This is a genomic window from Collinsella provencensis (genome assembly GCF_900199705.1).
Classification (GTDB): domain Bacteria; phylum Actinomycetota; class Coriobacteriia; order Coriobacteriales; family Coriobacteriaceae; genus Collinsella; species Collinsella provencensis.
Map to the genome: position 1 here is coordinate 853,919 of NZ_LT904908.1, position 25,015 is coordinate 878,933.

Annotated in this window: 20 protein-coding genes; 6 read left to right on the forward strand and 14 right to left on the reverse strand. The window is 58.1% G+C overall.

Annotation, left to right across the window (positions count from 1 at the left end; translation table 11 throughout):
- Window positions 1-38 precede the first annotated feature (38 nt).
- Window positions 39-1,322, reverse strand: coding sequence for an MFS transporter (locus C1711_RS03945; RefSeq protein ID WP_102337887.1), 1,284 nt, complete (start codon window positions 1,320-1,322; stop codon window positions 39-41).
- Between the two features lie 307 nt (window positions 1,323-1,629).
- On the opposite strand from C1711_RS03945, the gene C1711_RS03950 reads away from it, so the two are divergent.
- Window positions 1,630-2,448 (forward strand): 5'-methylthioadenosine/S-adenosylhomocysteine nucleosidase, encoded by an 819-nt coding sequence (locus C1711_RS03950; protein WP_102338554.1) that lies wholly within the window; start codon window positions 1,630-1,632, stop codon window positions 2,446-2,448.
- A gap of 96 nt (window positions 2,449-2,544) precedes the next feature.
- Entirely contained in the window at window positions 2,545-3,174 is a 630-nt protein-coding gene (gene yihA, locus C1711_RS03955; RefSeq protein WP_102337888.1) for a ribosome biogenesis GTP-binding protein YihA/YsxC, read from the forward strand.
- A 231-nt stretch (window positions 3,175-3,405) separates the two neighbouring features.
- Here the strand turns inward: yihA and ligA are convergent, their stop codons facing one another.
- From ligA to C1711_RS03965, 3 genes are all read right to left on the reverse strand, one after another.
- Window positions 3,406-5,637: an NAD-dependent DNA ligase LigA gene (gene ligA, locus C1711_RS03960; protein ID WP_102337889.1), complete on the reverse strand. Its 2,232-nt coding sequence runs from the start codon at window positions 5,635-5,637 to the stop codon at window positions 3,406-3,408.
- A gap of 201 nt (window positions 5,638-5,838) precedes the next feature.
- A complete protein-coding gene (locus tag C1711_RS07715; protein ID WP_159060045.1) occupies window positions 5,839-6,000 on the reverse strand; it encodes a hypothetical protein in 162 nt (53 codons plus the stop codon).
- A 253-nt stretch (window positions 6,001-6,253) separates the two neighbouring features.
- Window positions 6,254-7,792 (reverse strand): S1C family serine protease, encoded by a 1,539-nt coding sequence (locus C1711_RS03965; RefSeq protein WP_102337890.1) that lies wholly within the window; start codon window positions 7,790-7,792, stop codon window positions 6,254-6,256.
- Window positions 7,793-8,032: 240 nt separating this feature from the next.
- Between C1711_RS03965 and C1711_RS03970 the strand changes: the two genes are divergently transcribed.
- From C1711_RS03970 to C1711_RS03980, 3 genes are all read left to right on the forward strand, one after another.
- Window positions 8,033-9,172 carry a DUF389 domain-containing protein gene (locus C1711_RS03970; protein WP_234346220.1) on the forward strand — a complete coding sequence of 380 codons (1,140 nt, stop codon included), beginning with the start codon at window positions 8,033-8,035 and terminating at the stop codon, window positions 9,170-9,172.
- 126 nt (window positions 9,173-9,298) lie between these two features.
- Window positions 9,299-9,511 carry a helix-turn-helix domain-containing protein gene (locus tag C1711_RS03975; RefSeq protein WP_102337892.1) on the forward strand — a complete coding sequence of 71 codons (213 nt, stop codon included), beginning with the start codon at window positions 9,299-9,301 and terminating at the stop codon, window positions 9,509-9,511.
- 6 nt (window positions 9,512-9,517) lie between these two features.
- The gene (locus C1711_RS03980; RefSeq protein ID WP_102337893.1) at window positions 9,518-10,774 is read left to right on the forward strand and encodes a HipA domain-containing protein; all 1,257 of its coding nucleotides are present in this window, start codon (window positions 9,518-9,520) and stop codon (window positions 10,772-10,774) included.
- A gap of 9 nt (window positions 10,775-10,783) precedes the next feature.
- Here C1711_RS03980 and C1711_RS03985 read toward each other — a convergent pair whose 3' ends face one another.
- From C1711_RS03985 to C1711_RS04020, 9 genes are all read right to left on the reverse strand, one after another.
- Window positions 10,784-15,337 carry a 2-hydroxyacyl-CoA dehydratase gene (locus tag C1711_RS03985; RefSeq protein WP_102337894.1) on the reverse strand — a complete coding sequence of 1,518 codons (4,554 nt, stop codon included), beginning with the start codon at window positions 15,335-15,337 and terminating at the stop codon, window positions 10,784-10,786.
- A gap of 2 nt (window positions 15,338-15,339) precedes the next feature.
- Window positions 15,340-16,182 carry a TetR/AcrR family transcriptional regulator gene (locus C1711_RS03990; RefSeq protein WP_102337895.1) on the reverse strand — a complete coding sequence of 281 codons (843 nt, stop codon included), beginning with the start codon at window positions 16,180-16,182 and terminating at the stop codon, window positions 15,340-15,342.
- Window positions 16,183-16,320: 138 nt separating this feature from the next.
- Window positions 16,321-17,178: an HAD-IIB family hydrolase gene (locus C1711_RS03995; RefSeq protein ID WP_102337896.1), complete on the reverse strand. Its 858-nt coding sequence runs from the start codon at window positions 17,176-17,178 to the stop codon at window positions 16,321-16,323.
- 135 nt (window positions 17,179-17,313) lie between these two features.
- Window positions 17,314-18,564 (reverse strand): MFS transporter, encoded by a 1,251-nt coding sequence (locus C1711_RS04000; RefSeq protein ID WP_159060046.1) that lies wholly within the window; start codon window positions 18,562-18,564, stop codon window positions 17,314-17,316.
- Complete coding sequence (locus C1711_RS04005; RefSeq protein WP_102337898.1) at window positions 18,557-20,038, reverse strand: glycoside hydrolase family 1 protein; 1,482 nt, start codon at window positions 20,036-20,038, stop codon at window positions 18,557-18,559. The genes C1711_RS04000 and C1711_RS04005 overlap by 8 nt, the downstream gene beginning before the upstream one ends.
- Window positions 20,035-21,489: a PTS transporter subunit EIIC gene (locus C1711_RS04010; RefSeq protein ID WP_102337899.1), complete on the reverse strand. Its 1,455-nt coding sequence runs from the start codon at window positions 21,487-21,489 to the stop codon at window positions 20,035-20,037. The genes C1711_RS04005 and C1711_RS04010 overlap by 4 nt, the downstream gene beginning before the upstream one ends.
- A gap of 223 nt (window positions 21,490-21,712) precedes the next feature.
- Complete coding sequence (locus tag C1711_RS04015; RefSeq protein WP_102337900.1) at window positions 21,713-22,534, reverse strand: PRD domain-containing protein; 822 nt, start codon at window positions 22,532-22,534, stop codon at window positions 21,713-21,715.
- Complete coding sequence (locus tag C1711_RS07720) at window positions 22,531-22,746, reverse strand: hypothetical protein (RefSeq protein WP_159060047.1); 216 nt, start codon at window positions 22,744-22,746, stop codon at window positions 22,531-22,533. The genes C1711_RS04015 and C1711_RS07720 overlap by 4 nt, the downstream gene beginning before the upstream one ends.
- A gap of 278 nt (window positions 22,747-23,024) precedes the next feature.
- Window positions 23,025-23,834: a ZIP family metal transporter gene (locus tag C1711_RS04020; protein WP_234346221.1), complete on the reverse strand. Its 810-nt coding sequence runs from the start codon at window positions 23,832-23,834 to the stop codon at window positions 23,025-23,027.
- A 238-nt stretch (window positions 23,835-24,072) separates the two neighbouring features.
- Between C1711_RS04020 and C1711_RS04025 the strand changes: the two genes are divergently transcribed.
- Window positions 24,073-24,396, forward strand: coding sequence for a YbjQ family protein (locus tag C1711_RS04025; protein WP_102337901.1), 324 nt, complete (start codon window positions 24,073-24,075; stop codon window positions 24,394-24,396).
- Window positions 24,397-24,511: 115 nt separating this feature from the next.
- Here C1711_RS04025 and C1711_RS04030 read toward each other — a convergent pair whose 3' ends face one another.
- Window positions 24,512-24,931, reverse strand: a complete 420-nt coding sequence (locus C1711_RS04030) for a peptide deformylase (protein ID WP_102337902.1) — start codon at window positions 24,929-24,931, stop codon at window positions 24,512-24,514.
- Between the last annotated feature and the right edge of the window lie 84 nt (window positions 24,932-25,015).

Sequence of the window (25,015 nt, forward strand, 5' to 3'; positions counted from 1 at the left end):
CCACCCCGCACGCGCACGGCATGCGTCTTCTCGATTCCCTACTCCTGAACTCGCTCGGACTCGACTAAACGGTCGATTTCGCGTTTGCGCAGTATCAGGATCAGCAACGGGATAACCGTCACCAACACCGCAGCCGCCACCAGCGTGCCTTGGACGCCAAAGATGTGCGCCAAAATGGGCGCACACAGCAGCGGGAACGCACCGGCCATATTGTAGCCCGCGCCCATGGCCGCGTTCACGCGACCGATGCGATCAAGCGGAGTATGAACCTGGACGAGTGTGTCTTTAATGGGCCCGAACGCCGAAAACGCCGCACCGAGCGCAAACTGACCGATTGCGGCCACCAAAACGAAGGGCGTGGACACGTACACAAAGCTCCCCAGGCCCGTCGCCATAAGCACCACCAGCAAGGCGCGCACGTTGATGAACCGCGGGGGCATGACGCCGGCAAACACCGCACCAACGATGCCGCCCACACCTGACAGGGCAGACAGCCAGCCCATCCACTCCGCGCCGACCTTGAGGACGTCGCGGTAAAACAGCGACTCAAGCGGGTCAAACGCACCGTAGCCCATAAACGAGATGAGAGTTGCCCAAAAGAGCAGGGACAGCACGCTGCTACCGAATATCTCGGAAAAACCGGCGTAAATCGAATTGCGCGGACGACTGCCGGGGGCTGCCGCGGGATCCAAAGCTTCGGGAGTATCGAGCTCGTCGCGCGCAGGTGTACGCAAGGCGTGGAATCCCCAACCGGGAACGTACGCCAGCGCCGAGCAGGCTGACATGAACAGGAACACCGCCTGTGTGGGAGCGACAAGTGTGATCATGCCACCCACGATAGGGCCGATCACGATGGAAATATTGCCCGTCAGTGTGACAAGCGCGTTGATGCGCTTGAGCTCATCAAGGTCGTCGGTGAGATAAGGCGGGAAGGAACGCGCCACAACGTCGGCCATACCCCATGCGAGGCCGAAAACCGCCGCACCTGCGAACACGCCCACGATGCTCGTGCCGACGACCTGGTACAAAAGACCGCTAAACGTCAGGAATCCCGCGCAAAAACGCAGGTACGTGCGCGGACCGATGCGATCGAGCAAGCTGCCACCGAACATGCCGCCAATCACGAGCAGCAGATTGAGTAGGCCGACGGCGACCGCGTTATCAACCACGTCCGCGCCCATGGCAAACGTGAGCGTGCCCATAACGCCGATGAAATAGCTCGACATGGCGCCGACATACAACAGCAAGCGCACGGAAATCAGGCGAAGAACCTGGCGGGTAAGTTGCGGCGAGGAATACGTAAAATACTGACGCAAATTCATAAGGAGCTCCTAATTTGAGATAGCAAGAGGGGCAGCGCGGACGCAACCGCGTGGCAGACGAACGTAAACGATGTCCCTACTTGATACTCAATCCTCGCTCCTTCAAGCGTCCGAATCGTTGACACACCAGTGTAGCAGAGCGCTTTTCCTGCGCCAACTTTGGCCGCGCGCGAAACATGCCGTTCAAATCCGCCTGAAAACCTGCGCAGACGTCCGCTTTGTTCGTGTACGACCATCCGCAGGGTCTGTGATGCCATTCTTTTCCCTGCTAGAATATGCTGCGTTCAACTTGCATGATTGGAGCGTTATGACACCCACCATCGCAATCATCGGCGCACTCGAAAAAGAGGTGCGCCACATTTATGCTGCCCTGGAAAACGGCACCACGGTCGATGAGGCCGGTCTCCACATCGCGAGCGGCACGTATCACGGGCTCAACATCGTCGCCACTGTCGCCGGCATGGGAACGGTCAACGCCGCCGCCGCAACGCAGCACCTCATCAGCGCGTATGGCGCAAACACCGTCATCTTTTCGGGCATTGCAGGCGGGCTCAATCCCGCCCTGCACATCGCCGATGTGGTCATCGGCGAGCGCCTGCGCTACCTGGACACCGACACGGCCCTCATCGCCGAATCGACGCCCGGCCTCGAAGAATTTGCAAGCAGCGACTACCTGGTCGACCTTGCCGAAGAAGCCCTTCGCGAGCACGGCTATGTGAATGCGGCCGGTGCTGACTCCCCCGCTGACAAAGGGGCAAGCAGGGCAGTCGTCAAAGACGCGAAGACCCCTGACGCCGACCCCAAGCAATACCTGCGCGGCACCATCGCGTCTGGCGACCGCTTCATCACGGGCGCCGAAGTCAAAAATGCCGTTATCGCTGCCACGCATGCGGATTGCGTTGAGATGGAGGGTGCCGCAATCGCGCACATCGCCGCTAAAAACGGCGCGGATTGCCTTGTGCTGCGCGCGATTTCCGACAACTGCGACGAGGAGTACGACGCCTTCTCGACCCGCGTGTTCGACCTTGATGAGTATGCGCAAAGTGCCAGCGTTCTCGTGCTCTCCCTCATCCAACGCTTATCCACTCAGCTTGACGCCAAGGCAAACGACGAGCTCGACGCGTAGCCCGTATTCTCCATCACGAAAGGCAACCCCATGGCAGCCAGCAGCACGAAAGGCCGTCGTTGGGAAGCCGCGCTCTCTACTACGAAAGGCAACCCCATGGCAGAGGACATCAACTACAACAAGGTGCATTTTGTCGCCAGCTACGGCAAGGCGTCGCAGATTCCGCCTTCGACCTGCCCGGAAGTCAGCTTTGTAGGCCGCTCGAATGTGGGCAAGTCCTCCATCATGAACAAGCTGTTCAACCGCCGCAGCTTGGTCAAGGTGTCGAGCACGCCCGGCAAGACGTCCAACATCAACTTCTTCGAGGCAGACGGCGTGCACTTCGTCGACCTTCCTGGCTACGGCTTTGCGCAGCGCAGCAAGGGCGAGCGTGAACGCTGGGCCAACCTGATCGGCGACTTCCTCGAGTCGGAGCGAAGCTTCAACCTGGTGGTTTCATTAGTGGACATCCGCCACGACCCAAGCAAGCTCGACCTGCAGATGATCGACTACCTGCAGGAAAACGGCTTCAACTTCGTCGTTGCCCTCACCAAAGCGGACAAGCTTTCCAAAGGCGCGCAGGGCAAGCAGCTTGCCTCCATCAGAAAACAGCTGCACGTTCCTGCCGACCGCATTTTTGTGACGAGCAGCCAAACGGGCCAAGGTATCGATCACCTCAAGCAGCTCATCGTCGACTACTGTCTGGGTGAAGATGACGGGGTCGAAGCGCTCGAGGAATCCGAGTAGCTTCCTGCGGAGCCAACGCCCAGACCAACAAACAAGAACCGGCGGCAAGCAAGCGCGCCGCCCATGCCCGCAAACCCCTCTCACGCCAATGCATATCCACAATTGAGATCCACCCGAGTAACGGGTGGTTTTCTCGTGTCGCGCTACGCGCGCCGCAGGGTTGAGGACCCTCTAAGCAAATGGTCCGCCTCAACGACGGACCATTTTTTCGAACGTTATTATTCTCGAGAATTAAACCTCAGGCACCGAACCAGTGGCAAGAATCTGCTCCAACGCCGCTTCGTCCAAAACGGGCACACCCAGGCTCTGTGCCTTGGTGAGCTTGGAGCCGGCCTTGGGTCCGGCAACCAGATAACTCGTCTTCTTCGAAACCGATCCGGAAACCTTGGCGCCCAGTGCCTTGAGCGCCGCGCCCGCCTCGTCGCGCGTGCGATTTTCGAGCGTGCCCGTGAGCACAAACGTCAAACCGGCAAGCGGCTGACCTGCGGCGAGGTCCATATCCACACCAGTTTCCGCCGCCGTGCGCGCTGCGGCCTTGCCAAGGTCCTCTTCAAGCGAAAGGCCCGCGTCACGCAAGCGCTGCAGCACCTCAAGGTTTTCGGGCACCGCCAAGAATTGCTTGATACTTGCAGCTATCTTGGGGCCAACACCCTCACACGCCGCAATGTCATCCTCACTCGCCAAAACAAGCGCATCGATGGTGAGGAAGCGCCGCGCAATGAGTTCGCCCACGCTCTTGCCCACGTGGCGGATACCCAGGGCAAAAAGCACACGGCCGAGCGACTGCTCTTTGGAACGAATCAGCTCGTCAATGACCTTTTGCGCAATCGTCATACCCACGGGAATGGGATCACCCGCACGTACGCCCTTCTTCTTGTCATCCTTGAGGTACGTGCGCCCTGTCTCGAGACCAGCGATTTGATCGACCGTGAGGCTGTAGAAATCCGCCACGTCATGCAGCAGGCCCGCCTCAATCATCCTGTCGACCAGCTCTTCGCCCACGCCGTCGATGTCCATGCAGCCGCGGCTCACCCAGTGGAGCAAACGCTCCTTGAGCTGGGCAGGACAATCAATCGACACACAGCGATACGCAACCTCGCCGTCCTCGTGCACCACGGGGCTTCCGCACGCCGGGCATACGGCAGGCATGTTCCACAACACGGCGTCGTCGGGACGCTTGTCCAGCACGGGGCCCACGACCTCGGGAATAACGTCTCCAGCCTTGTGGACGATGATGGTGTCGCCCACACGCACATCTTTGCGACGGATCTCGTCGAGGTTGTGCAGCGTGGCACGGGAAATGGTCGAACCCGCAACCGTCACCGGGTCGAACTCGGCAACCGGGGTGAGCACGCCGGTGCGACCGACCTGGATGCGAATCTCACGCAACACGGTTGTCTTTTCCTCGGGCGGGAACTTGAACGCGATGGCCCATCGGGGAGCGCGCGCCGTGAAACCCAGGTTATCCTGCTGATCGAAGGCATCGACCTTGACCACCACGCCGTCGATGTCGTAATCGAGGTCCCCACGATGCGCCAGAGCCTCGGCGCAGAACGAATGGACCTCGGCAGGCGTAGCGCAACGCGCGACATTGGGATTCACCGAGAAGCCGGCGCTGTTCAGCCACTCCAAAAACGCATGTTGCGAATCGACATGCAAAGGCGCCGTATCGGCGATGGCATACATGAAGGTCGCGAGGCTGCGCGTGGCGGTAACCTTAGGGTCCTTTTGGCGCAAGGATCCGGCAGCAGCGTTGCGCGGATTGGCGAAGGGCTCGCGTCCCTCAGCATCTGCCTGGGCATTCAAGCGTGCGAAGCTTCCCTTGGGCATATAGACTTCGCCACGCACCTCGATAACGGACGCGCGATCGGCGCCCATATGGGCAAGCGCCGCCTCGCTCAGGTGCATGGGCACGTCTTTGATGGTACGGACGTTCAAACTCACGTCCTCGCCCGTGGTACCGTCGCCACGCGTTGCCGCGCGCACAAACGAACCGTTTTCGTATGTGACGGCCACACCGAGCCCATCGATTTTGAGCTCGCACGTGTAGGTGGCGTGCCCGGCACCCAGGGCATCCTCCGTGCGCTGGAGCCACTCGTCCAGCTCGCCCAAATTCATGGCATCGTCCATGGAATACATGCGCGCCATATGGGTAACGGGCGTGAATTGCTCGGACACAAAGCCGCCCACACGCTGGGTATAGGAGTCGGGCGTCACAAGCTCGGGATAGTCGGCCTCGATGCCCTGCAACTCGACCAGCATACGATCGAACTCAGCATCCGTGATCTCTGGCGCATCGAGGGCATAGTACCGATACGCATGGTAATCGAGCAGATGACGCAGCTCTGCCGCACGCGCCGCGGTACGGGCACGGTCGTCCTCGGCCGTCGCTTGCGCCGACTGTGCAGCTGACGCGGGCGCGTCAAACGACATGTCTCCGAACAAGCTTTGCTGCTCTGCCATAACGGCCTCCTCAATACTCAAATGCAACTCCTACAGGGTACCATCCCGCACGGACGACAAGCCGCATGGATATCGGACGTAACGACCAGCTCCCGCCCGCGCCATCCCACGTGGATAACAGGCGACAAATCGGTCCCTCCCTGATGCGCGACCCAGCCGCCCCATCCCGCGTGAACGGTGGGAGGCGGGTCGATCTCCGCCTCAATGCGCGGTCCAGCCGTGCCATCCCACGTGGACGGTGAGCGGCAGGTCGACATCCACCTCGACGCGCTGCCCAGCCGAACCATCCCACGCAAACGGCGAGAAATCATAGAGTGCCAAAATGGTGTACTTAGCGATGCTGAAAAATTGAACCGAATTCATTACTCCCAGCGCTCGTTCTTCCTGCATTTTGATGAATTTCAGTCACGAATTCGGTCCAATTTTTCGACTCTTCAAGTAGACCACCACTTTGGACTCAAAAGCATCGCCTCGAACCGCACCAAAAAGCCCGGCATACATGTAGGAGCGGGAACATCGACAATGCGAACCCCATCGCCTCAGACCGCACCAAAAAGCCCGGCATGCGAAACTGCGCATGCCGGGCTAAAAAGGAAAGGACAATCAACCGCTTGCCTTATGGCCTGTTCTCCCGATTCCGCAGCTCCTCGAAGTAGCGGATGATGTCTTCTTCCGTAATCTCATCGTTGCCGCCGGAGTTGCTGTTGGAGTCGTCGCTCGTATCCTCCTGCTCGGCTTGCAGCGCCTCGTCGGAGCCAAGCGTCACCTCAATCTGAAGTTCCTTCTTGCCGCGGACAACCGTAAGCGTAACCTCTTCGCCAACCTCGTGCTCGCGCAGGGCGATGATAAGGCCGTCGGCAGAGGCAATTTCCTTGCCATTCAGGGCAGTCACAATGTCACCCGGTTCAACATCTGCCTCATCGGCAGGACCGTCGTCCACAACCTCGACCACGTACGCCCCGCTGTCAACCGCCAAGTCCTCTCGATTCGCAATCGAGGCGTTCACGCTCGTGAGCGAAACTCCCAGGTAAGGATGGACCGGGACCTCGCCGTCGATAATCTGGTTAGCGATGTTGATGGCGTAGTTGGAAGGAATGGCAAAACCCACGCTCGAGCTGGAGCCCGAATAGGATTCAAGCATCGAGCAGATGCCGATAAGCTTGCCTTCAGAGTTAACCAGCGCACCACCGGAATTGCCAGGGTTAATGGCTGCGTCGGTCTGAATCATGTTGGCATAAATCGCAATGCCGTCGTCATTCATGAGCGCAGTGGATCGATAGAGCGCGGAGACGATACCAGCGGAAACAGACTGCTCATTGCCGAAGGGACTGCCCACGGTCATAGCCCACTCGCCCACCACAACATCGTTGGAGTCGGCGACCTCGATAGGCACGAGCTGAACGTCATCGATTCCCTGGAGCTGAATAACGGCAAGGTCGCTCGATGCGTCGGTACCTACGACCTCCGCCTCATAGCTCGCACCGTCGTCGGTTGAGACGACAAGCGTGGTCGCGCCCTCGATGACGTGGTAGTTCGTAAGAATATTACCGTCTTCGTCGAGAATCACACCCGAGCCCACGCCGCCTTCGCCGCTTTCCTCGTCCATAGCGGTAATGGAAACCACCGAAGGCAGCGCCTTTGTGGCCACGGCCTCAGAGAGCGTTGTGTCTTCAGGGTCGATCTTAATTGACGTGATAGCGGAGCCAACAGGGTCGTTCGTGCTTTCGATGTTCTGTTCGGTAATGCGGAAAACACCAGACATCACGAGCGCGATGACGAGCACCGCACCGGCGACCAAGCCGACAAAGGAAGCCAAAAACACCGGAAGCTTTTTTGTTTTCGTCTTTACGACCGTGCGTGTCTCGGTATGCGTGTGGGACGCGACGTTGCCAGGCACAGGGGGAACCTGCTGCGAGGTGCCGCCACCAGATTGCTGATAGTGCCCGCCAGGAACGCCCTCAGACGCACCAGACGCAGTACCTGCCTGATCGTAAGACGTGCCAGCAGTCGTCGAATCAAAAGCAGAGGTTGCCCCCGCCGCATACTCCGTAGGCGGAACGGGCGTGGGTTCGACCTCAAGGCGCGGCATCGAACCGGTACGCTGGGGTTCCTCGTTTAGGCCGTCGGGACGGCGGGGGATGTTGTCATCACTCATAGGGTTCCTTTCGAACGTATGTGTCTCGCCAACTGCCTATACGGGCAAAGCGAGCCTCAAATTCACTCCGTTACGTTGTACCCCATACCGTCCCTGCAAAGACAGGGCAAGCCAAAACCTTAATCGAGTCCTAAGTTAAACGTATGAGAACTTAAGAGATTTGATCGTCATCTATTATAGATGCCACGATATCGGAATACCGCTTCGGTATGCTCCCGAACAAACGAGCAGGTGAATCCAGTGGATCAGAAGAACGATATACGGAAATACATCGAACGTCACAAGCGTCGTCACGGCATTCGGCCCGCAGGCGATCGAGCGCTGTGGCAGGTGCAGCGTTTCCTGCGCCGCACCCTCAACATCCGCGAAGGCCGTGCATCCTACAACACGATTCGCAAGCGCTTTGTCAACGGCGCGCGCCTCACAGGCACCCACTTGTGCATTCTCGTCGCTGCGATGCTCGTGGCCTGCATCGGCCTCGACACGGACTCCGATATCGCCATCATCGGAGCCATGCTCATCTGCCCGCTCATGGGATCCGTGCTCGCCATCGCGTACGGACTTGCCACGTTGGATCGCGCCGTTATGCGCGACGCCCTAAGCGGACTTGTGCTTCAAATGGCGTTTTGCCTGGCAACTTCAGCGGTGTATTTCTCCCTCTCCCCCATCGCAGAGTTCACGAACGCGCTGATAGAGAACTCGAACCCCACCGCGTGGGACCTGCTTGTCGCACTCATCGGCGGCTTTGCGGGCGCGCTAGGCAACTCGCGCGACCAGGAGCCCGCCACGCTCATCTCCGGCGTTGCCGTGGCAACCGCGCTCATGCCGCCGTTGTGCGCCGCAGGCTTTGGTATCTCCAGCAACGATGCGATGATCTTTTTCGGAGCGCTCTACGAGTTCGGCGTCAACGTGGTATTCATCGCGCTCTCTGCCGACATGGTCCTGCTGCTCTTGCGCGCTCCGCTTAAACGCGACCTCAACGGCGACGGCATCGTAACCGAGGAAGAAGAAAAGGAAGCGCAGATGATGTCCCGCACCATCCGTCACCGCCTTTTGCTGGGTACCGTCATTTTCGCCATCCCCTGCCTGTTCTTCACCGCCGATATGGTGAAGGAGGCATCCGAAGATACCATCGTTGCGGCAGATCAATACAACGCCGCCCAAACTGCTCAGGAACTCGAGATCGTCTGCCCTGAGTTCGTTGAGTACTCGGTGGGCGCGGAGACCTCCGCAACAGGCAACGACAGTGATGTGGAGCGCGAGCTCGTCGCCCGTGTGACTACCACCACCGATCTCGATGCAAGCGACCGGTACATGATCGAGAACCTCATTCGCCTTGACGTTCCCGAACTCGACCGCGTGGAGTTTGAAGTCGCGTAACGTGCGGACTGCAGCAAAGATTTATGCGTACGCATAAATCTTACGCTTCCCACCACTATTTTATGCGAACGCAGATATAATTCAGTAACAACAACAAATTTATGCGCACGCATAAGGAGGGGTAGCATGGAGAAAATAGCCTCCGCGCGCGACCTCGGACAGGCAATTCGGCACGAGCGCAAGCTACAGGGTTATACACAGGAGGAAGTCGCCGCGTTCTCAGGAGTTGGTATCACCTTCATCTCAAACCTAGAGCGCGGAAAAGGCACCTCTGAATTTGACAAAGCGCTTGCCGTCGCACAAATCCTGGGCATCGACCTTTTTGCAAAACGGAGGTAAGAGCCTATGAATCTCCAGGTATTCCGTTTTGACGGCACCATGCTCCAACTTGTGGGAGAGCTCAATGGCGAACTTGGCACATTTACATACGACTCAACATACCTTGCCTCGGGCATCGCCTTCCCGCTCTCGCAATCTCTCCCTCTGCAAACTGAGCCGTTTGAACAGGCACAATACCTCGCATACTTTGACGGACTATTGCCCGAGGAGCAAGCGCGGCGCGAACTAGCCGCCCGTATCCGGGTTCGAGAAGACGATTACTTCGCTCTTTTGTCCGCGGTCGGCAGGGAATGCATCGGAGATGTCGTAATCTGCGAAAAGCCGCCCAAGATCGAAATGGGATATGCCGCTGTTTCGAAAAAGAAACTCATCGAGCAGTTCCGCGGGGCGGAATCTGTGGCACAAGCCCTCAATGCCACGAGGCTTTCGCTCGCGGGATCACAAAGCAAACTAGGATTGTCCCACATGCCAGAAAAACCGCTGGATACGGCATGGTTCAAACCGCATGACATGGCAGCCTCAACCCATGTTCTTAAAATCGGGAGCCTTGAGGCCATCCCCTATTTTGAATACCTCTGTATGAACGCTGCGAAGGCTTGCGGTCTTGCGGTCGCCAAAACAGAACTGCTCGATTTCGGGCGACCCGTTATTGCAAGCGAGAGATTTGATCGCGTTGTATCGGTCGAGCACGAAGAGCTGCAGGTCGAGCGACTTCATCAGGAGGATTTGGCACAGGCCTTCAATATCTCATCGGGTTCAAAATATGCCGAGCTCTCCGAGGACAGCTTCAAGGCGATTGCCGACTTCCTAAGAGCAAGCTCCGCAACGCCCCTGCGTGATATCCAACAGCTGTCCCTGCTCACCTGTATCAACTATTTGATGGGCAACTGCGACGCACACCTCAAGAACCTATCTCTGCTCTACCATGAGGACGGGTCATTCTCCCTGGCACCTTGTTACGACATCATCTGCACCACATGGTTTGATCGCTTTAGCAGAGAGTTGGGCATGAGGATTGGAGGAGCCTCGGACATCGATGCGGTCGACTCAAAAGCGCTCGAAAACTTCTGCGGCAGCCTCGGCATGCGCCCAGCCGCCCTCAAAAAACAGTGCGCAAGCGTTATAGAACACGTTGCACCCGCAATTGAGACGGCAGCAGATCGCCTGAATAAGGCCTTCCCCCAGCTTCCGTATTACGCCGACGACCTGCTTGAGGACATGCAACCCAGGCTTGCCGTCCTCAAGCATTTCGCAAACAGCTAGCCTTCACGCCTACGCGCGATGGTGCGGCTTCAGCCGGCTTGTCACCGAATCGCGACGCTCGAGTGCAATCGGCTCCATCATAAAGCCCTTGCCCGCGCGCATGTTCTCCTTCGCCACGCTAATCATGAGCTTGATACGATTGAGCTGGTTGACCTCGCTCGCACCCGGATCGTAGTCCACGGCAACGATGTTGCTCTCGGGATGCTGACGACGCAGCTCCTTGATCACGGCCTTGCCCACCACGTGGTTGGGCAGGCACGCAAACGGCTGTGTGCAGATGATATTCGGTGCGCCATGGTCGATCAGGTCGAGCATCTCGGCCGTAAGCAACCAGCCCTCGCCCATGTTGTTGCAAAGGCTCAGCACCTGCGACGCCTTATCGGCCATCGCCGAGATGGGCTCCGGCTTTTCAAAACGCTTCGACTTCTCAAGCAAATCCTCAACCGGCTTGCGCATCCAATCCACCACGCCGATCGCAGCCTCCATTGCCGCGCTATCCTTGGTGGAGCTGCCCAGCTCATCGCGCTGGACTTGCGAATTGCTCATGGAATACAGGAAGAAGTCGAGCAGACCCGGCACCACGGCCTCGCAGCCTTCGGCCTCGATCACGTCGACCACGTGGTTGTTCGCCGTGGGGTGGAACTTGACCAGAATCTCGCCCACCACGCCCACGCGCGGCTTGGTGCCCTCGTTTACCAGCGGAAGCGTGTCAAACGCCTGAATCGCCTCACGCGAGAGACGCGTGAACGAACGACGCGTGAACCCGGGCGCCATGTGACGCGCGCGGTCCATGAAACGCTCGAACAGCTCGTTGGCGGCACCCGGCGTTGCCTCATACGGACGGCAGCGGTAGAGCATCTGCATCATGAGGTCGCCAAACAGCACGCTGTACACGCAGGCCTTGAGCATGGGAACGCTCAGCTTGAAACCGGGGTTGTTCTCGTCGAGCTTCACGGCGGAAAGCGAGATCACGGGGATCTGCGGGTTGCCGCTCTCGCGCAGTGCCTTGCGGATGAGCGCGATGTAGTTGGTGGCGCGGCATCCGCCGCCCGTCTGCGAGATCACCACGGCGGTGCGCGACAGGTCGTACTTGCCGCTTTCGATGGCCTCCATAATCTGACCCGTCACCAGGATGGACGGATAGCAGATGTCGTTGTTCACGTAGCGCAAGCCCGCCTCAACGGCCCCGCGGTCGGTGGAGGGAAGCAGCTCCAGGTTGTAGCCGGCGGCGTGGAACACCTCTTTGATGAGGTCGAAGTGAATGGGCGCCATCTGCGGGCACAAAATGGTATAGCCCGCTTCCTTCATCTCCTCGGTGAAGGGCACCTTTTCCCATGCGGTGCTCTGCGCCTTGCGCTGAGCCGAAAGCGCGTACTTGCGCGTGGCGAACACGGGAGCATCCTCGCTGGGGCCAACTGGCGCGGCATCGCCCTGAACAAGCTCGGTACCAGCAGCCTTTGCCTCCGCCGCACGCTCGGCTTCCTGGTCCTTGAGCGCCGCCATCAGCGAACGGATGCGGATGCGCGCCGCGCCCAAATTGCTGACCTCGTCGATCTTGAGCACCGTGTAAATCTTGCCGGACGCCTCGAGAATCTCCTGCACCTGGTCGGTGGTAAGCGCGTCCAAACCGCAGCCAAACGAGTTGAGCTGCACAAGATCGAGGTCGTTGCGCATGGTCACAAAGCGCGCCGCCGCGTACAGGCGGCTATGGAACATCCACTGGTCAACGACGCGAATGGGACGCTCGGGTTTGATGAGGTGCGCCACGGAATCCTCGGTGAGCACCGCAAAGCCAAAGCTCGCGATGAGCTCGGGCAGGGCATGGTTGATCTCGGGGTCGTTGTGATACGGACGACCCGCCAGCACGATGCCATGGCCGCCGTGCTCCTCGATCCAACGCATGGTCTCCTCGCCCATGGTCTGGATGTCCTCGTGGAAACGCGCGTCGGCCTCATACGCTGCGTTTACGGCAGCGTCGATCTCGGTGCGCGTGATCTTGGGGCCCCGCACGCGCCCGCGACCCGCCTCAGCATCCGCCACGCGCTCGACTGCGAGCAGCTCATACAGGCGACGCTTGAGTTCGATTTTGTCGTGATACGGCACGAAGGGGTACATGAACTCGACGTGCTTCTCCCCCAGCTCGTCGATATTCAGACCGAGCGCCGTGGGATAGCTCATCACGATGGGGCAGTTGTAGCAGTTGCCCGCGGTGGGATCCTCCTTGCGCTCCCAACGCACGCACGGCATCCAGATAAAATCGGGGTCCTTGGCGATGAGATTCATGATGTGCCCGTGGCTGAGCTTGGCGGGATAGCACACGCTCTCGCTCGGCATGGACTCGATGCCCGCCTCGTACGTGGCCTTGCTCGAGTTGTCCGAAAGCACCACGCTAAAACCCAGACGTGTGAAGAACGCGTGCCAGAACGGGTAGTTCTCGTACATGTTGAGCGCGCGCGGGATACCCACCGTGCCGCGCGGTGCCTCTTCGGGAGCGAGCACATCGCGGTTGAAGAGCAGATCGTTTTTGCGGGCGAACAGGTTTGGCACCTCGGTCTTTGCCTTGCGATGACCCGCACCCTTCTCGCAGCGGTTTCCGGTGATGAAGCGACGTCCACCGCCGAAGTCGTTGATGGTCAGACGGCAGTTGTTAGAGCAACGACCGCAACGCACGTGTTTTTGCGTCACGGTGAGACCGATGATCTCGTCAGTCGAGAGAATAGTTGAAGTGCCCCCCGCGCCGGCGCGGTCGCGCGCGAGCAGAGCCGCGCCGTACGCACCCATGCAGCCGGCGATGTCCGGACGGATGGCATCCACGCCGGTGAGCAGCTCGAACGCGCGAAGCGTGGCATCAGACATAAAGGTACCGCCCTGGACGATCACCTGGGTGCCGATCTCCTTGGGATCACGCAATTTGATGACCTTGAACAGGGCGTTCTTGATGACAGAATACGAAAGGCCGGCAGCGATGTCACCCACCGTGGCGCCTTCCTTTTGCGCCTGCTTCACGCGGGAGTTCATGAACACGGTGCAACGGCTACCCAGGTCAACGGGGCTCTTCGCCTTGATGGCCTCGGCCGCGAACGCGCGGACATCCATATCCATAGACACGGCGAAGCTCTCGATAAAGCTGCCGCATCCACTCGAGCATGCCTCGTTGAGCATGATGTGCTCGATCACGCCGTCACGCACGCGCAGGCATTTCATGTCCTGGCCGCCGATGTCGAGGATGAACTCGACGCCCGGCAAAAACGCACGCGCTCCGCGCAGATGCGCCACTGTCTCGATCTCGCCCGAATCGGCCTTGAGAGCCTCGATGAGCAGCGCCTCGCCGTAACCCGTCGTGGTCACATGCCCAATGCTGCAACCTGCGGGGATATGCGCGTAGAAGTCGGCCATGATGGTCTTGGCCGTACCCAGGATGTCGCCGTTGTTGTTGCCGTACCACGTGTGCAGCAGCTGGCCGTCCTCGCCCACCATCGCGGCTTTCATGGTAGTGGAACCCGCATCGATACCGATGAACACACGACCCTGGTACCCCTCGAGTTCACCGCGCGGCACCACCTCGCGGTCATGGCGCTCTTTGAACGCTGCAAAGTCCTCCTCGGTGGCAAAGAGCGCATCGAGGCGCGCTACCTCATCGCCCTGCGTGTCACCCAAATTGTCGATGGCCGCGATAAGCTCGGGGAACGTGGCGAGCTTGTCCGACTCGTGCGCCATGGCGGCACCGGATGCCACAAACAGGTGGGCGTTCTCAGGCACGATGATATGCTCGTCGTCGAGGTTAAGTGTGATATAGAAACGACGACGCAATTCAGAGAGATACTGCAGCGGGCCGCCGAGGAAGGCGACATGCCCGCGAATGGGACGACCGCATGCAAGGCCGGAGATGGTCTGTGTCACCACGGCCTGGAAGATGGACGCCGCAACGTCCTCGGGGCGAGCGCCCTCGTTGAGCAGGGGCTGCACGTCCGTTTTGGCGAACACACCGCAACGGCTCGCGATGGGGTAGATGATGGTTGCGCCCTTGGCGAGCTCATTCAAGCCCGCGGCGTCGGTATGCAGCAGTGTCGCCATCTGGTCGATAAACGCGCCGGTGCCGCCCGCACACGTTCCGTTCATGCGCTGTTCGATACCGCTATCGAAATAGATGATCTTGGCATCCTCGCCGCCGAGCTCGATTGCCACGTCCGTCTGCGGAATGAGCGTCTCAACGGCGCGCTTGCTCGCAATGACTTCCTGCACGAACTCGAGCCCGAGCCACTGCGAGAGCAGCAAGCCACCCGAACCCGTAATGGCGCAGGTCATCTGCTCGGTGGGCATCAGGTTTACCACGCCGGCAAAGAGGTCGCGCGCGCAGGCACGCACATCGGTGTGGTGACGCTGATACTTGGCGTACACGATCTCGTTGGCATCATTGAGCACGGCGAGCTTAACGGTGGTGGAGCCCACGTCGATACCCAAGTGAAGCTGGCCGTTCGAATTCTGCGGATTCCAAATCGCGCCCTCGGGCACCTGCGGCGCCTGCTCGTTCACATCGTTCATATCAGCAATATTCTCTGCCATAGCTACTCCTCTTCCGTCTGGTTGGAAGCGCCACTCAGTGCGTTCACGTTTGCAAAGTCACGCGAGGCAACAGTCCCGCCAAAGTCGAAGTTGTCCACGTTCAACTCGAACAGCTTCAAGCCGTATTTCGGCACGTTGATGTCGATGGGCATGCCATAGAGATCACCGGGACGGACAAACGCGATGACGGTCATGATGCACGCCATCGTTTTGGGCGACTCGTGACAGCCCGTGGCAAACCACCGCTGTACCACACCCACCTCGGATGCCACCACCGAAGTGAGGTAATAATCGAAGAATGTTTTTAGTACGCCGGGAAAGATACCCGTTTGCATACGCTGAGATACCTCGCCGCGCACCATTTCGATGATTTTCTCGATAAACGCCGGGTCTCCGCCGGTACCCAACAGCGATCCGATGAGCTCGCGGTTATCCGCCAGATATTGCAGCAGCTCAACGGCGCCGGGAGCAGGCTCGACTTCATCGATGCTCCTGTAGAGGTCGGGCAGCGTGAGCTCGCTGAAATTGTGCACGCGTTCGCGTATCTCCTCGAGCAAAACGCGCTCCACCTGCTCGATGAAGTCCGGGATGTCCCTGTAATGAGAGTAAAACGTGCGCCGCGTCAAACCCGCGCGCTCGGTGAGCGTGGCAACACTCAGATGGGCGATATCCTCGCCCATCGCAAGCTCTTGGGCAAGTGCACGCTGCAGCGCGCGCTGGGAGCGTAGGCTACGGCGATCCGACTTACAGGGCGAGGTCGTAGCGCGTCCTCGGTCGGTCCCGTCCGCCCGCGTTGCGGCATGTGCCTGTACGTGGTGCAGCGAAGGTTCCGCAATGGAAGGCATGGCGCCCCTTTCATGTTGCTATTACACGAATTGTGTATTATTGCACATGGTGTGCATCAACATGAAATCGGCACGCCGAAGAGGCTCGCTCGTATTCAAGCGAGTTCAAAACAACCGCATATAATCCAGGCTTTTATCCTAGGGAATGATCACGCTGCCGCTTTGCTTGCGCAGGGTTTTGAGCATGTGCTTCGGCACGGCATGGAACGCACAATGTCCAATGGTCTCGCTTGCTGCAGCTTTTGCCGCATCCATTCCATTCGCCGTCGCATACGAATGACGGAAACGACGCAACATTTCAATATCATTCCCGCCATCGCCATAAACCGCAATCTCGTCCTCATCGATACCGTAATAGCTACCGAGCCACGCCACGGACGCGCCCTTGTTACACGCGCGATCGGTAATCTCAAACAGGGCAGGATTGAACGGCGCGTTCACCACGGTATCAGCATGATCGGCAAGGTACGCCTTGAGCTCGCGCTCGAGGGCCGGATCGAGGACACGGCAATTCACCTTGCAAACCTCGTGTTCCAAAATGTCGCCCAACGACTGCTCAAAGTAATGCCGCTTGAACTCGCGACCCTTCGCGCGCATACCGCGCATGATGATTTGACGAAAGATACTATCGCGCTTGAACCCTGCTTCGTGCTCTTCCAAAGTGCCTGTGGAATAAATGCCGTCGGGCGCATAGCAATCAAAGCAAACCTGGGGAAACGTCTTGAGAATATCTTCGACAAAAGCAGGGTCAACGGGGAAGGACTTGAGCAGTTCCCCGTTGCTATCCCAAATAATAGAGCCGTTCGCACCGATCTGATCGACGGCAAGGCCGGAAAAGCCCTGCTGTCCCTCGGGAGCCTTGATACGCCCCGTCGCCGGAACCACGCGAATGCCCTGCTCAAGTATCTCCTGGATGGACTCGCGAATCACGCGATCGGTCTGATGCAGAAGGTTGAGCAACGTTCCGTCGAGGTCACTGGCGAACATTTTGATCATGAGGCGGCTCCTTGTGGGTTTTAGCTTTTGCCATCCATGGGGTGGCTCCTTATAGATTTCAGTTTTGCCACCCCATGATACGGCATTCATCTTGCCGTGCAGCTCAACCCAAGAACAGGAAACGACCCGTAAACGCTAGGCAGCACGCAACGTCGCCTTGCGTGCATGCGCAAGCACAAAACACAGCATGAGTGCGGCACACCCAACTGCAAACGTCAGCGCAATACCGAACCCATAGCCGCCAAACACATCGCGAAGCACGCCGAGCAGCCAGACAAAAATCGCATAGAGCAAACAGGCAGCAACCGTGACGTGGGAAAAAACCCGCTTGAAGTCCTGATCCGCCACATACTGGGTTATCAGCGTCAGCCCCACCGTATGACACGCAGCGCTACCGCCCAGTAAAAACGCACCCGCCATCGCGAGAGGCAGTGATGCGCCCGCAACGGCAAGAATTGCAACTCCCGTCACCGAACACAGGCAACTAAGTGCAACGGCCTGAATCGAACCGATGCGATCTGCAAGGAACCCTACCAGCACCTTCAAAAATACGCTTGCAACAAGCGAGCTCGACACCAACAGGGAGGCAGATGCCAAGTCAAAACCAAGATCCAAACCGATAATCGAAAGGTGTCCCGACAACGCGACCAACAACGAGAAGCATGCAACACAAACCATCAGCAGCAGGTACAAAACAGTGGGCATGCGTTCGCTGAACACCTCGACGTCCGTTGCATCCGACTCCGCATGTTCATACAGCGTTTCCGGCCCAAAACGCACAGTTAACGCGCTGGGTAGGGCAATGACCACGAACGCGGCTGCAAGCACGCCAAGCGTGAACTGATACCCGATGCTCTCAATCAACCAGCCGATGATCGGGCTGAATATGGCGCCGATCATGCCGCTACATGCCATCGCGATACCAACGGCAAAGCCGTTTTTCGCGCCATACCACGACTGGAGAACGTAAGTGACGGGAATGGTGGAAAAGCAGCAACCACTTATGCCGATCGCCACCGCGCCCAGATAAAACCACATGATATTCGGTACAAACACAAGGGCCACGTAAGACACGGACGCGAGCACCACGCCGCCGGCCATCACCATTCTCAACGGTAATCGGTCGAGCAAGTGCGGAACGACAAGCGCCATGACGCCGCTCACCAAGTTGACGATTGTCAGGATCAGAGAGAAATCCCCGATTCCGACCCCAAGCGCCTCCGAGACGGGAGCGGTAAACAAGTTCAAACTGTCATTGACCAGCGCAATGGAGCATCCAAAGCACAGGCAACAGCGCACCAGCATAGATGTACGTCCGAAAAGAAGGTGCGCCGCACCAGAGCAGCGCACCTCCTCAGGTCGAACGACAGAATCGTTCTTAGGCATCAATCGGTCCTTCCAGGTCCTCACCATTCGTCTCGATCACGCGCTTATACCACCAGAACGATTTCTTGCGGTAGCGATCGAGCGAACCTTCGCCCTGGTCATCACAATCGATGAAGATGAACCCATAGCGCTTTTTGAACTCGCCCGTTCCCAAGCTCACCAGATCCATAGCGGTCCACGCGGTATAACCGATCAGGTCAATCCCATCGTCAACGGCCAAGTGCATCTGCTCGATGTGCTTGCGTAAGAAATCGATGCGGTAGTCGTCATTGACGGTGTACGAACCCTTTCCGTCCGGAACGAGTTCCTCGGACACGCCGATACCGTTCTCGACGATGAGCAATGGAACATGGTAGCGGTCGTACAGCGCATTCAGAGTCGTGCGTAGACCAACCGCGTCGATTCCCCAACCCCACTCGGTCGTCTCGAGATACGGATTGCGCACGCTCTCGAACGAGTTGCCGTACATGCGCTCACCCGTTTCGGTCGTCGAAACGCATCCGGTCCCGTAGTACGAGAAGCTCAGGAAGTCGACGTGACCGTCGCGAATCGCCTCGAGGTCGCCGTCTTCAATCGCAAGCTCGATGCCGTTGCGTTCAAAATAACGCTTGGCAAAGAACGGGTACGCTCCGAACACCTGAACGTCCGGGACGAAGAACGAGTCGAACTGCGTCGCCTGCTGTGCCTTGAACACGTCATCGGGATTGCACGTGTGCGGGTAGTTGAGCGAAATAGACGCCATCGTTCCAAAGCGATACGACGGGTCGATCTTGCGACCGCGCATAACGGCCAGGCCGCTCGCAACGAACAGGTGGTGCAACGATTGGAAACGCTTGCGCGGATCGTCGACCTGATCATCGAACGACGTCGTCCCCTCGTTGCAATAGCACGCATGGAGCCATGTTGCCGAAACCTGCGTCAACAGATTCAGCTCGTTGAACATGAGCCAATAGCTCACCAAGCCACGGTAGCGCTCGAAGCACACCTCGCAGAAGCGCACGAAATAATCGATGGCGCGGCGATCGGCCCAGCAGTCGAACTCACGCGTGAACTCGAGGGGCATATCGTTATGGCAGAGCGTAACGATGGGCTCGATGCCATGTGCGCGCAACTCGCGGAACACGTCCTCGTAGTAGGCAAGACCCGCCTCATTCGGCTCGCCGTGCTCCGTGGGCAAAATGCGCGTGCAGTTGATGGACATGCGGAACGCCTTGAAGCCCATCTCCGCCATCAGTGCAATGTCTTCCTTGTAGCGATGGAAGAAATCAACGGCACGATGCGAAGGGTACGTATACTGATCCGTATCGATATCGAGCGTAATCAAACGCGGATGATCAATGCCACCGATGGTCAAGCAGTCTGCGATGCTCGCGCTCTTACCGTCGACGTCCCATGCACCCTCACACTGGTTTGCCGCAGACGCGGCACCCCACAGAAAGCCCTCGGGAAACGACTTCAACGTAGCGTCACTCATGCCGCAACACTCCCGGCGATCTCGCCGGCAACTTCCTCAGAATCCTGAGCACCAAGCTCCTCAGGCTTGTAGAGGATGCAGGCGGCGATGAACGTCACCACAAAACCGATGCAGAACGCGATGATGCAGTGGATAAGGTTCCACGGATTGGGGTCGATGAACACGGCAAGGCCGAGCACGCTACCGCCGCCGTAGGCGTAACGCAGAACGTGCATGAGACCGCCGTAGAGACCGCCGCAGAAGTTACCGATCATAATGGCGGGAAGCAGGCCCTTGTACTTCATCGTGAAGCCGAAGATCGAAGGCTCGGGAATGCCGCCGATGATGGCGGTGATACCGCAGGAAATGCCCTCAGCACGGAGCGCGGGGTTGTTCTTCGAACGGAACGCGACGGCCAGGGCGATGGCGCCCTCGTCAACGTTGTGAACAATCTGAGCGATACCCATCAGCGGGTCGAAGCCCTGCGTTGCAAACATGTTGAGCGTGATGGGGTCGAATGCCAGGTGCATGCCGGTCATGATGATGAGCGGATCGAAAGCGGCAAGCAGTGCGATTGCCAGGAAGCCAACACGGTTGTAAATGAACATGACGCCATTGGCGAGGAAGGAACCCAGGAAGGAGCCGAGGGGACCAAGCACGCAGAACATCAACGGAGCAACCACCAAAAGGGTGAGCACCGGAGCAAAGACCAGGCGGACCGTCGGGTGAATATGCTTGTTGAAGAACTTCTCAACGTAGCTCGCAACGAACATCGTCAAGATCATGGGGAAAATGCTGTACAGATAGCTCACCGGGGCGATGGGAATACCATAGATAGAACCAGGGTTACCGTCGGCAACCATGGCCTGGAACGTCGGGTGAATCAGCGCTGCACCGAGCATGATGCCAATGAACATATCGGCACCGAACTTCTTCGCCGCAGAGGCGCCAACGGCAACCGGCAAGAACATCAGACCGGCGTCAGACAGGAAGTCGATGGTGATGTAGGTCGCGCTCTCGGGAGTCATGATGCCGAGCGTGCCGCACAGGGCAAGAACGACCTTGAGCATACCGACTGCGCAGAGCATCGGGATCAGCGGGGCGATGGTACCGGAAATCGTCGCGATACCGGTGGTCAGCGCGTTCTTCCACGTAAGCTTCTGCTTGGGTGTCATATCGCCGTCAAGATTCTCGTCCACGGCATCCTGCGGGGCGATGTCGTTTGCCTCGCACACCGCGCGGTATGCGTCATCGACATCCGGGCCGATGATGACCTGGAACTGGTCACCCGACCACTGAGAACCGAGGGATCCGCCGAGTTTGTCGATCTCCTCTTTCTGCACCAAACCGCGGTCCTTCACGGTGAAGCGCAGGCGCGTCACGCAGTGCGTGAACCACGTGATGTTGTCTTTGCCTCCCACGAGGCCAACGATGTTGTTTGCCATAGCGGCAAACTTGTCTTTGCTCGACATGCGTTACTCCCCTCTCGAGCAAAACCGACCAGAGGCCCTGTGCTGCACCCGAGGGTGCAGCACATACTAAAAAACCTCCGAACGTGCACAAGGGATGCAGCATCCCCTGCGTACGAATCGGAGGTCAAGCCCACATAAGCGGTAACAATCCTCACAGATACTATGTAGCCCTTCTGGGCATCGCGCCAGCAAAACGCGTAGTTCCGGCGTTAGGCCCTTTCGGTCACCTTCCCTCCCCTGCCCGGAGCCGGTTGATATGCAATATGAGATACACGCATTCCTCATCCGTTAGCCTGAAACCAAGTGCGCGATCGAGGTACGTCCGAATATGCTCGCAGCACCGATGAACATCGGGATATGCAACAGCAAGTTGACCGAACAAATCGGCGTTCCCACTCGCCATGCTTTCACCATCGCGACAACGACGGAATAGATAGCGCATATGCGACACAAAACGCGAATACCCAACGGAATCCTGATCGATCTTCGTATCGAAATCGCGTTCAACGATCTCGACGATGCGAGCAATGATTGCTTCGTCACCGTTATCGATGGTTCCGTGTTCAAGCTCGGCATTTGCGATATGCAGCGCAATATACACTTCCTCGCCTTTTGGCAACGTGACGCCAAAGCGTTTGTTAATCAGCTCGACCCCATACTGTCCAACCTTCAGCTCATGCTCGAGCATGAAACGGACATCCTGATCGATGGGAAGTAGAAACTCAATCCCCTTGATGCAGCGCTCTACGGCAAAATTGATATGATCTGCCAGCGTAAAGGTGATGTGTGGATTAAAACCGTCGCCGATGAGATTGCGGGCGAAACGCACGATATCGTCCGCCGCCTCAACGAGCTCCATGGGAACATCCGTGATCATCGTGGCGTAGGCTTCTTTCACGCCATAAAACGTCTTGTCGATTTGAGAGACGTCGATTTCGTACGGAGGTGTACGGAAACCGATCCCCTTACCAAACGCTACGACCTCAGTTCCCGCGCTATCAAGGCAGAGCGACACGTTGTTGTTGATGTTCTTGATTACCTTCATGCTCGTCCTCCAAAAGACGAGCCGAAGGAAACACCAGCAACAAATACACCAGAAGCCGTTGAAGTACGCGACGCCATCATATGGGCCGGAATATCAACAATCGCACAACCACGGCTCACGCGGGTAAACAGGAAATTATTCGAAATCGATTGGAGGAAGCACGCAAACGCAAGGCGCAGCCCCTGATTAACTTGATTGGAAATTAGATTCAATGAGCTCACCTCGCAACAAAAAAAACTCCCAGGGCTGTCCGAAATCACTTTCGCGACGACAAGCCTCAAGGAGTCACAAACGTTGCGTGTAGCGCAGTATGGACCATCTCACGCAGCGCGTCAACCTTCATGCATGCCAGGATTTTCAGCGGCCGCGGTTGAACGGTTGTTTTTTATCGGTGAACGGAAGCATTAACTCATGACAATTAACCCATGGCAACGAAGATCTCTAAGATCTCCGCAGCCCATCTGGAATTGTTTTAGCAATACGACATCCGCTAGCCCAGCGCCACGTCAAGCACCATCATGACGACGAACCCCGCAATCACGCCGAGCGTGCCCACGTTGGAATGCGTACCCAGATGCGCCTCGGGAATGAGCTCTTCAACCACCACGTAGATCATGGCGCCTGCCGCAAACGACAAAAGCCACGGCATGAACGGCGTGATCTGCGCGCTGACCAGCACGACCGCCACACCGAAAATCGGTTCGACGACACCAGAAAGGCTTCCGAGCACGAATGCCCTGCGTCCGCTCATGCCCTCGCGCATGAGCGGAAGCGAGATGGCCGCGCCCTCGGGGAAGTTCTGCAAGCCGATGCCGATTGCCAGGGCAAATGCCATACCCAAATAAGACGTCGCCGCTGCGCCCGTGGCTTGGGACGCCATGGCGAACAGTAGGCCCACGCTCATACCTTCGGGGATGTTGTGCAGCGTCACGGCGGAAACGAGCAGCGTGGTCCGCTTCCAACTTGAGACAAGGCCCTCGGGTTCATCTTCCTCCATATGAAGGTGCGGTAAGAACGTGTCGAGCGCCATGAGAAACGCCACGCCGAGCAAGAAACCGCCCGCCGCAGGAATCCACCCAATCGTTCCCGCCTCTTCTGCCTGCTCAATAGCCGGAATGAGCAGCGACCATACGCTCGCCGCGATCATCACACCTGCTGCAAAGCCAAGAAAAATGCGATGCGTCGATTCGTTGTCCTTCCTGAACAGAAACACCATCGCCGAGCCGGCCGTTGTCATGAGCCAGGTAGACCCGCAGCCGAGTGCCGCCCAGCCCAGACCTTGAAGCATCGCTTCGCTCATCGTCATTCCTCCTTGCAGCGGTTTTGAGGTTGAGAACCGCCCCACCGCATGTCTCTGTTTCAATCCTTCGCTGCGCTTAGCTCATCGGACTTCGAGGTGCCCGCAGCCAAACTCGCGCCATTTGTCCATCTGCTCGTAGATAATACCCATCAAATCCATCGGTATTTCCACATTCCCAGCTCAAGATAACGCGCATTGGGTACAAGTAATCTAACACCAGCTCTTGAAAGGAGAGCGCATGATTACCATTACCACCACCAACAATATCGACGGTTACGAAATCACCGAGTATCTGGGTGTCGTGTCAGGCGAGGTAGTGAGCGGCATCAACATGTTCCGCGACATCGGCGCAGGCCTGCGCAACGTCTTCGGTGGGCGCTCAGCCGGCTACGAGGACGAGATGCAGACCGCTCGCGAGAGCGCACTGGCCGAGATGTCACAGCGCGCCGAAGCACTCGGGGCCGACGCCATCGTGGGCGCGTCCATTGGCTACGAAACCTTCACCGACATGATCATGACCGCCTGCAGCGGCACCGCCGTCAAACTGCGCCGCAAACAGTGACAACGGATTCCACGTTGACAGGTCTTGCCTGACAGGTCTTGCCATCGCAAGTTATTCCAGCAAATAATCCAGCAGACAATGAAGAGGCCGGGACATCACATCCCGGCCTCTTTTTCTAAATCAGCTTGCCCTTGCAGTGATCGCACATATGCTGGATGAGCTCTGCCGGCCACTCGACAAAATCGCGCTTGCGAGGCTTGAGCTTGCCGTCGACCAGCTCCTCGTAGGAAACCTTGATCTTCATGAAACGCGTCACCTTGGTGATGCCGTCACGCGTAAGGCAGCTCTCCTCCGCCTTGAAGGCACCCATGCCAAACAGCACCTTGGGATTGAACATCACAAGCGTGTTCCCCTCGTCGTCGGCAAGCGCGATGATGGCTTTGGTCACACCGATCTGATTGGCTGCCAGGCAGGCACCGTCCTCAATAGAAAGCAGCGTGTCCACCAGATCCTGTGCAACAGCAACGTCTTCGATGGTGGCAGGCTCACAAGGTGTCGAGAGAATGGCCTCGTCACGTACGAGCTCCTTGATCATGGGCAGTCCTTTCATCAATCCAAAAGAGCGTGAACCGTTCACCAGACGCACGGTCACGAGCGGTCCTTCTCGTTTACAGCAAGC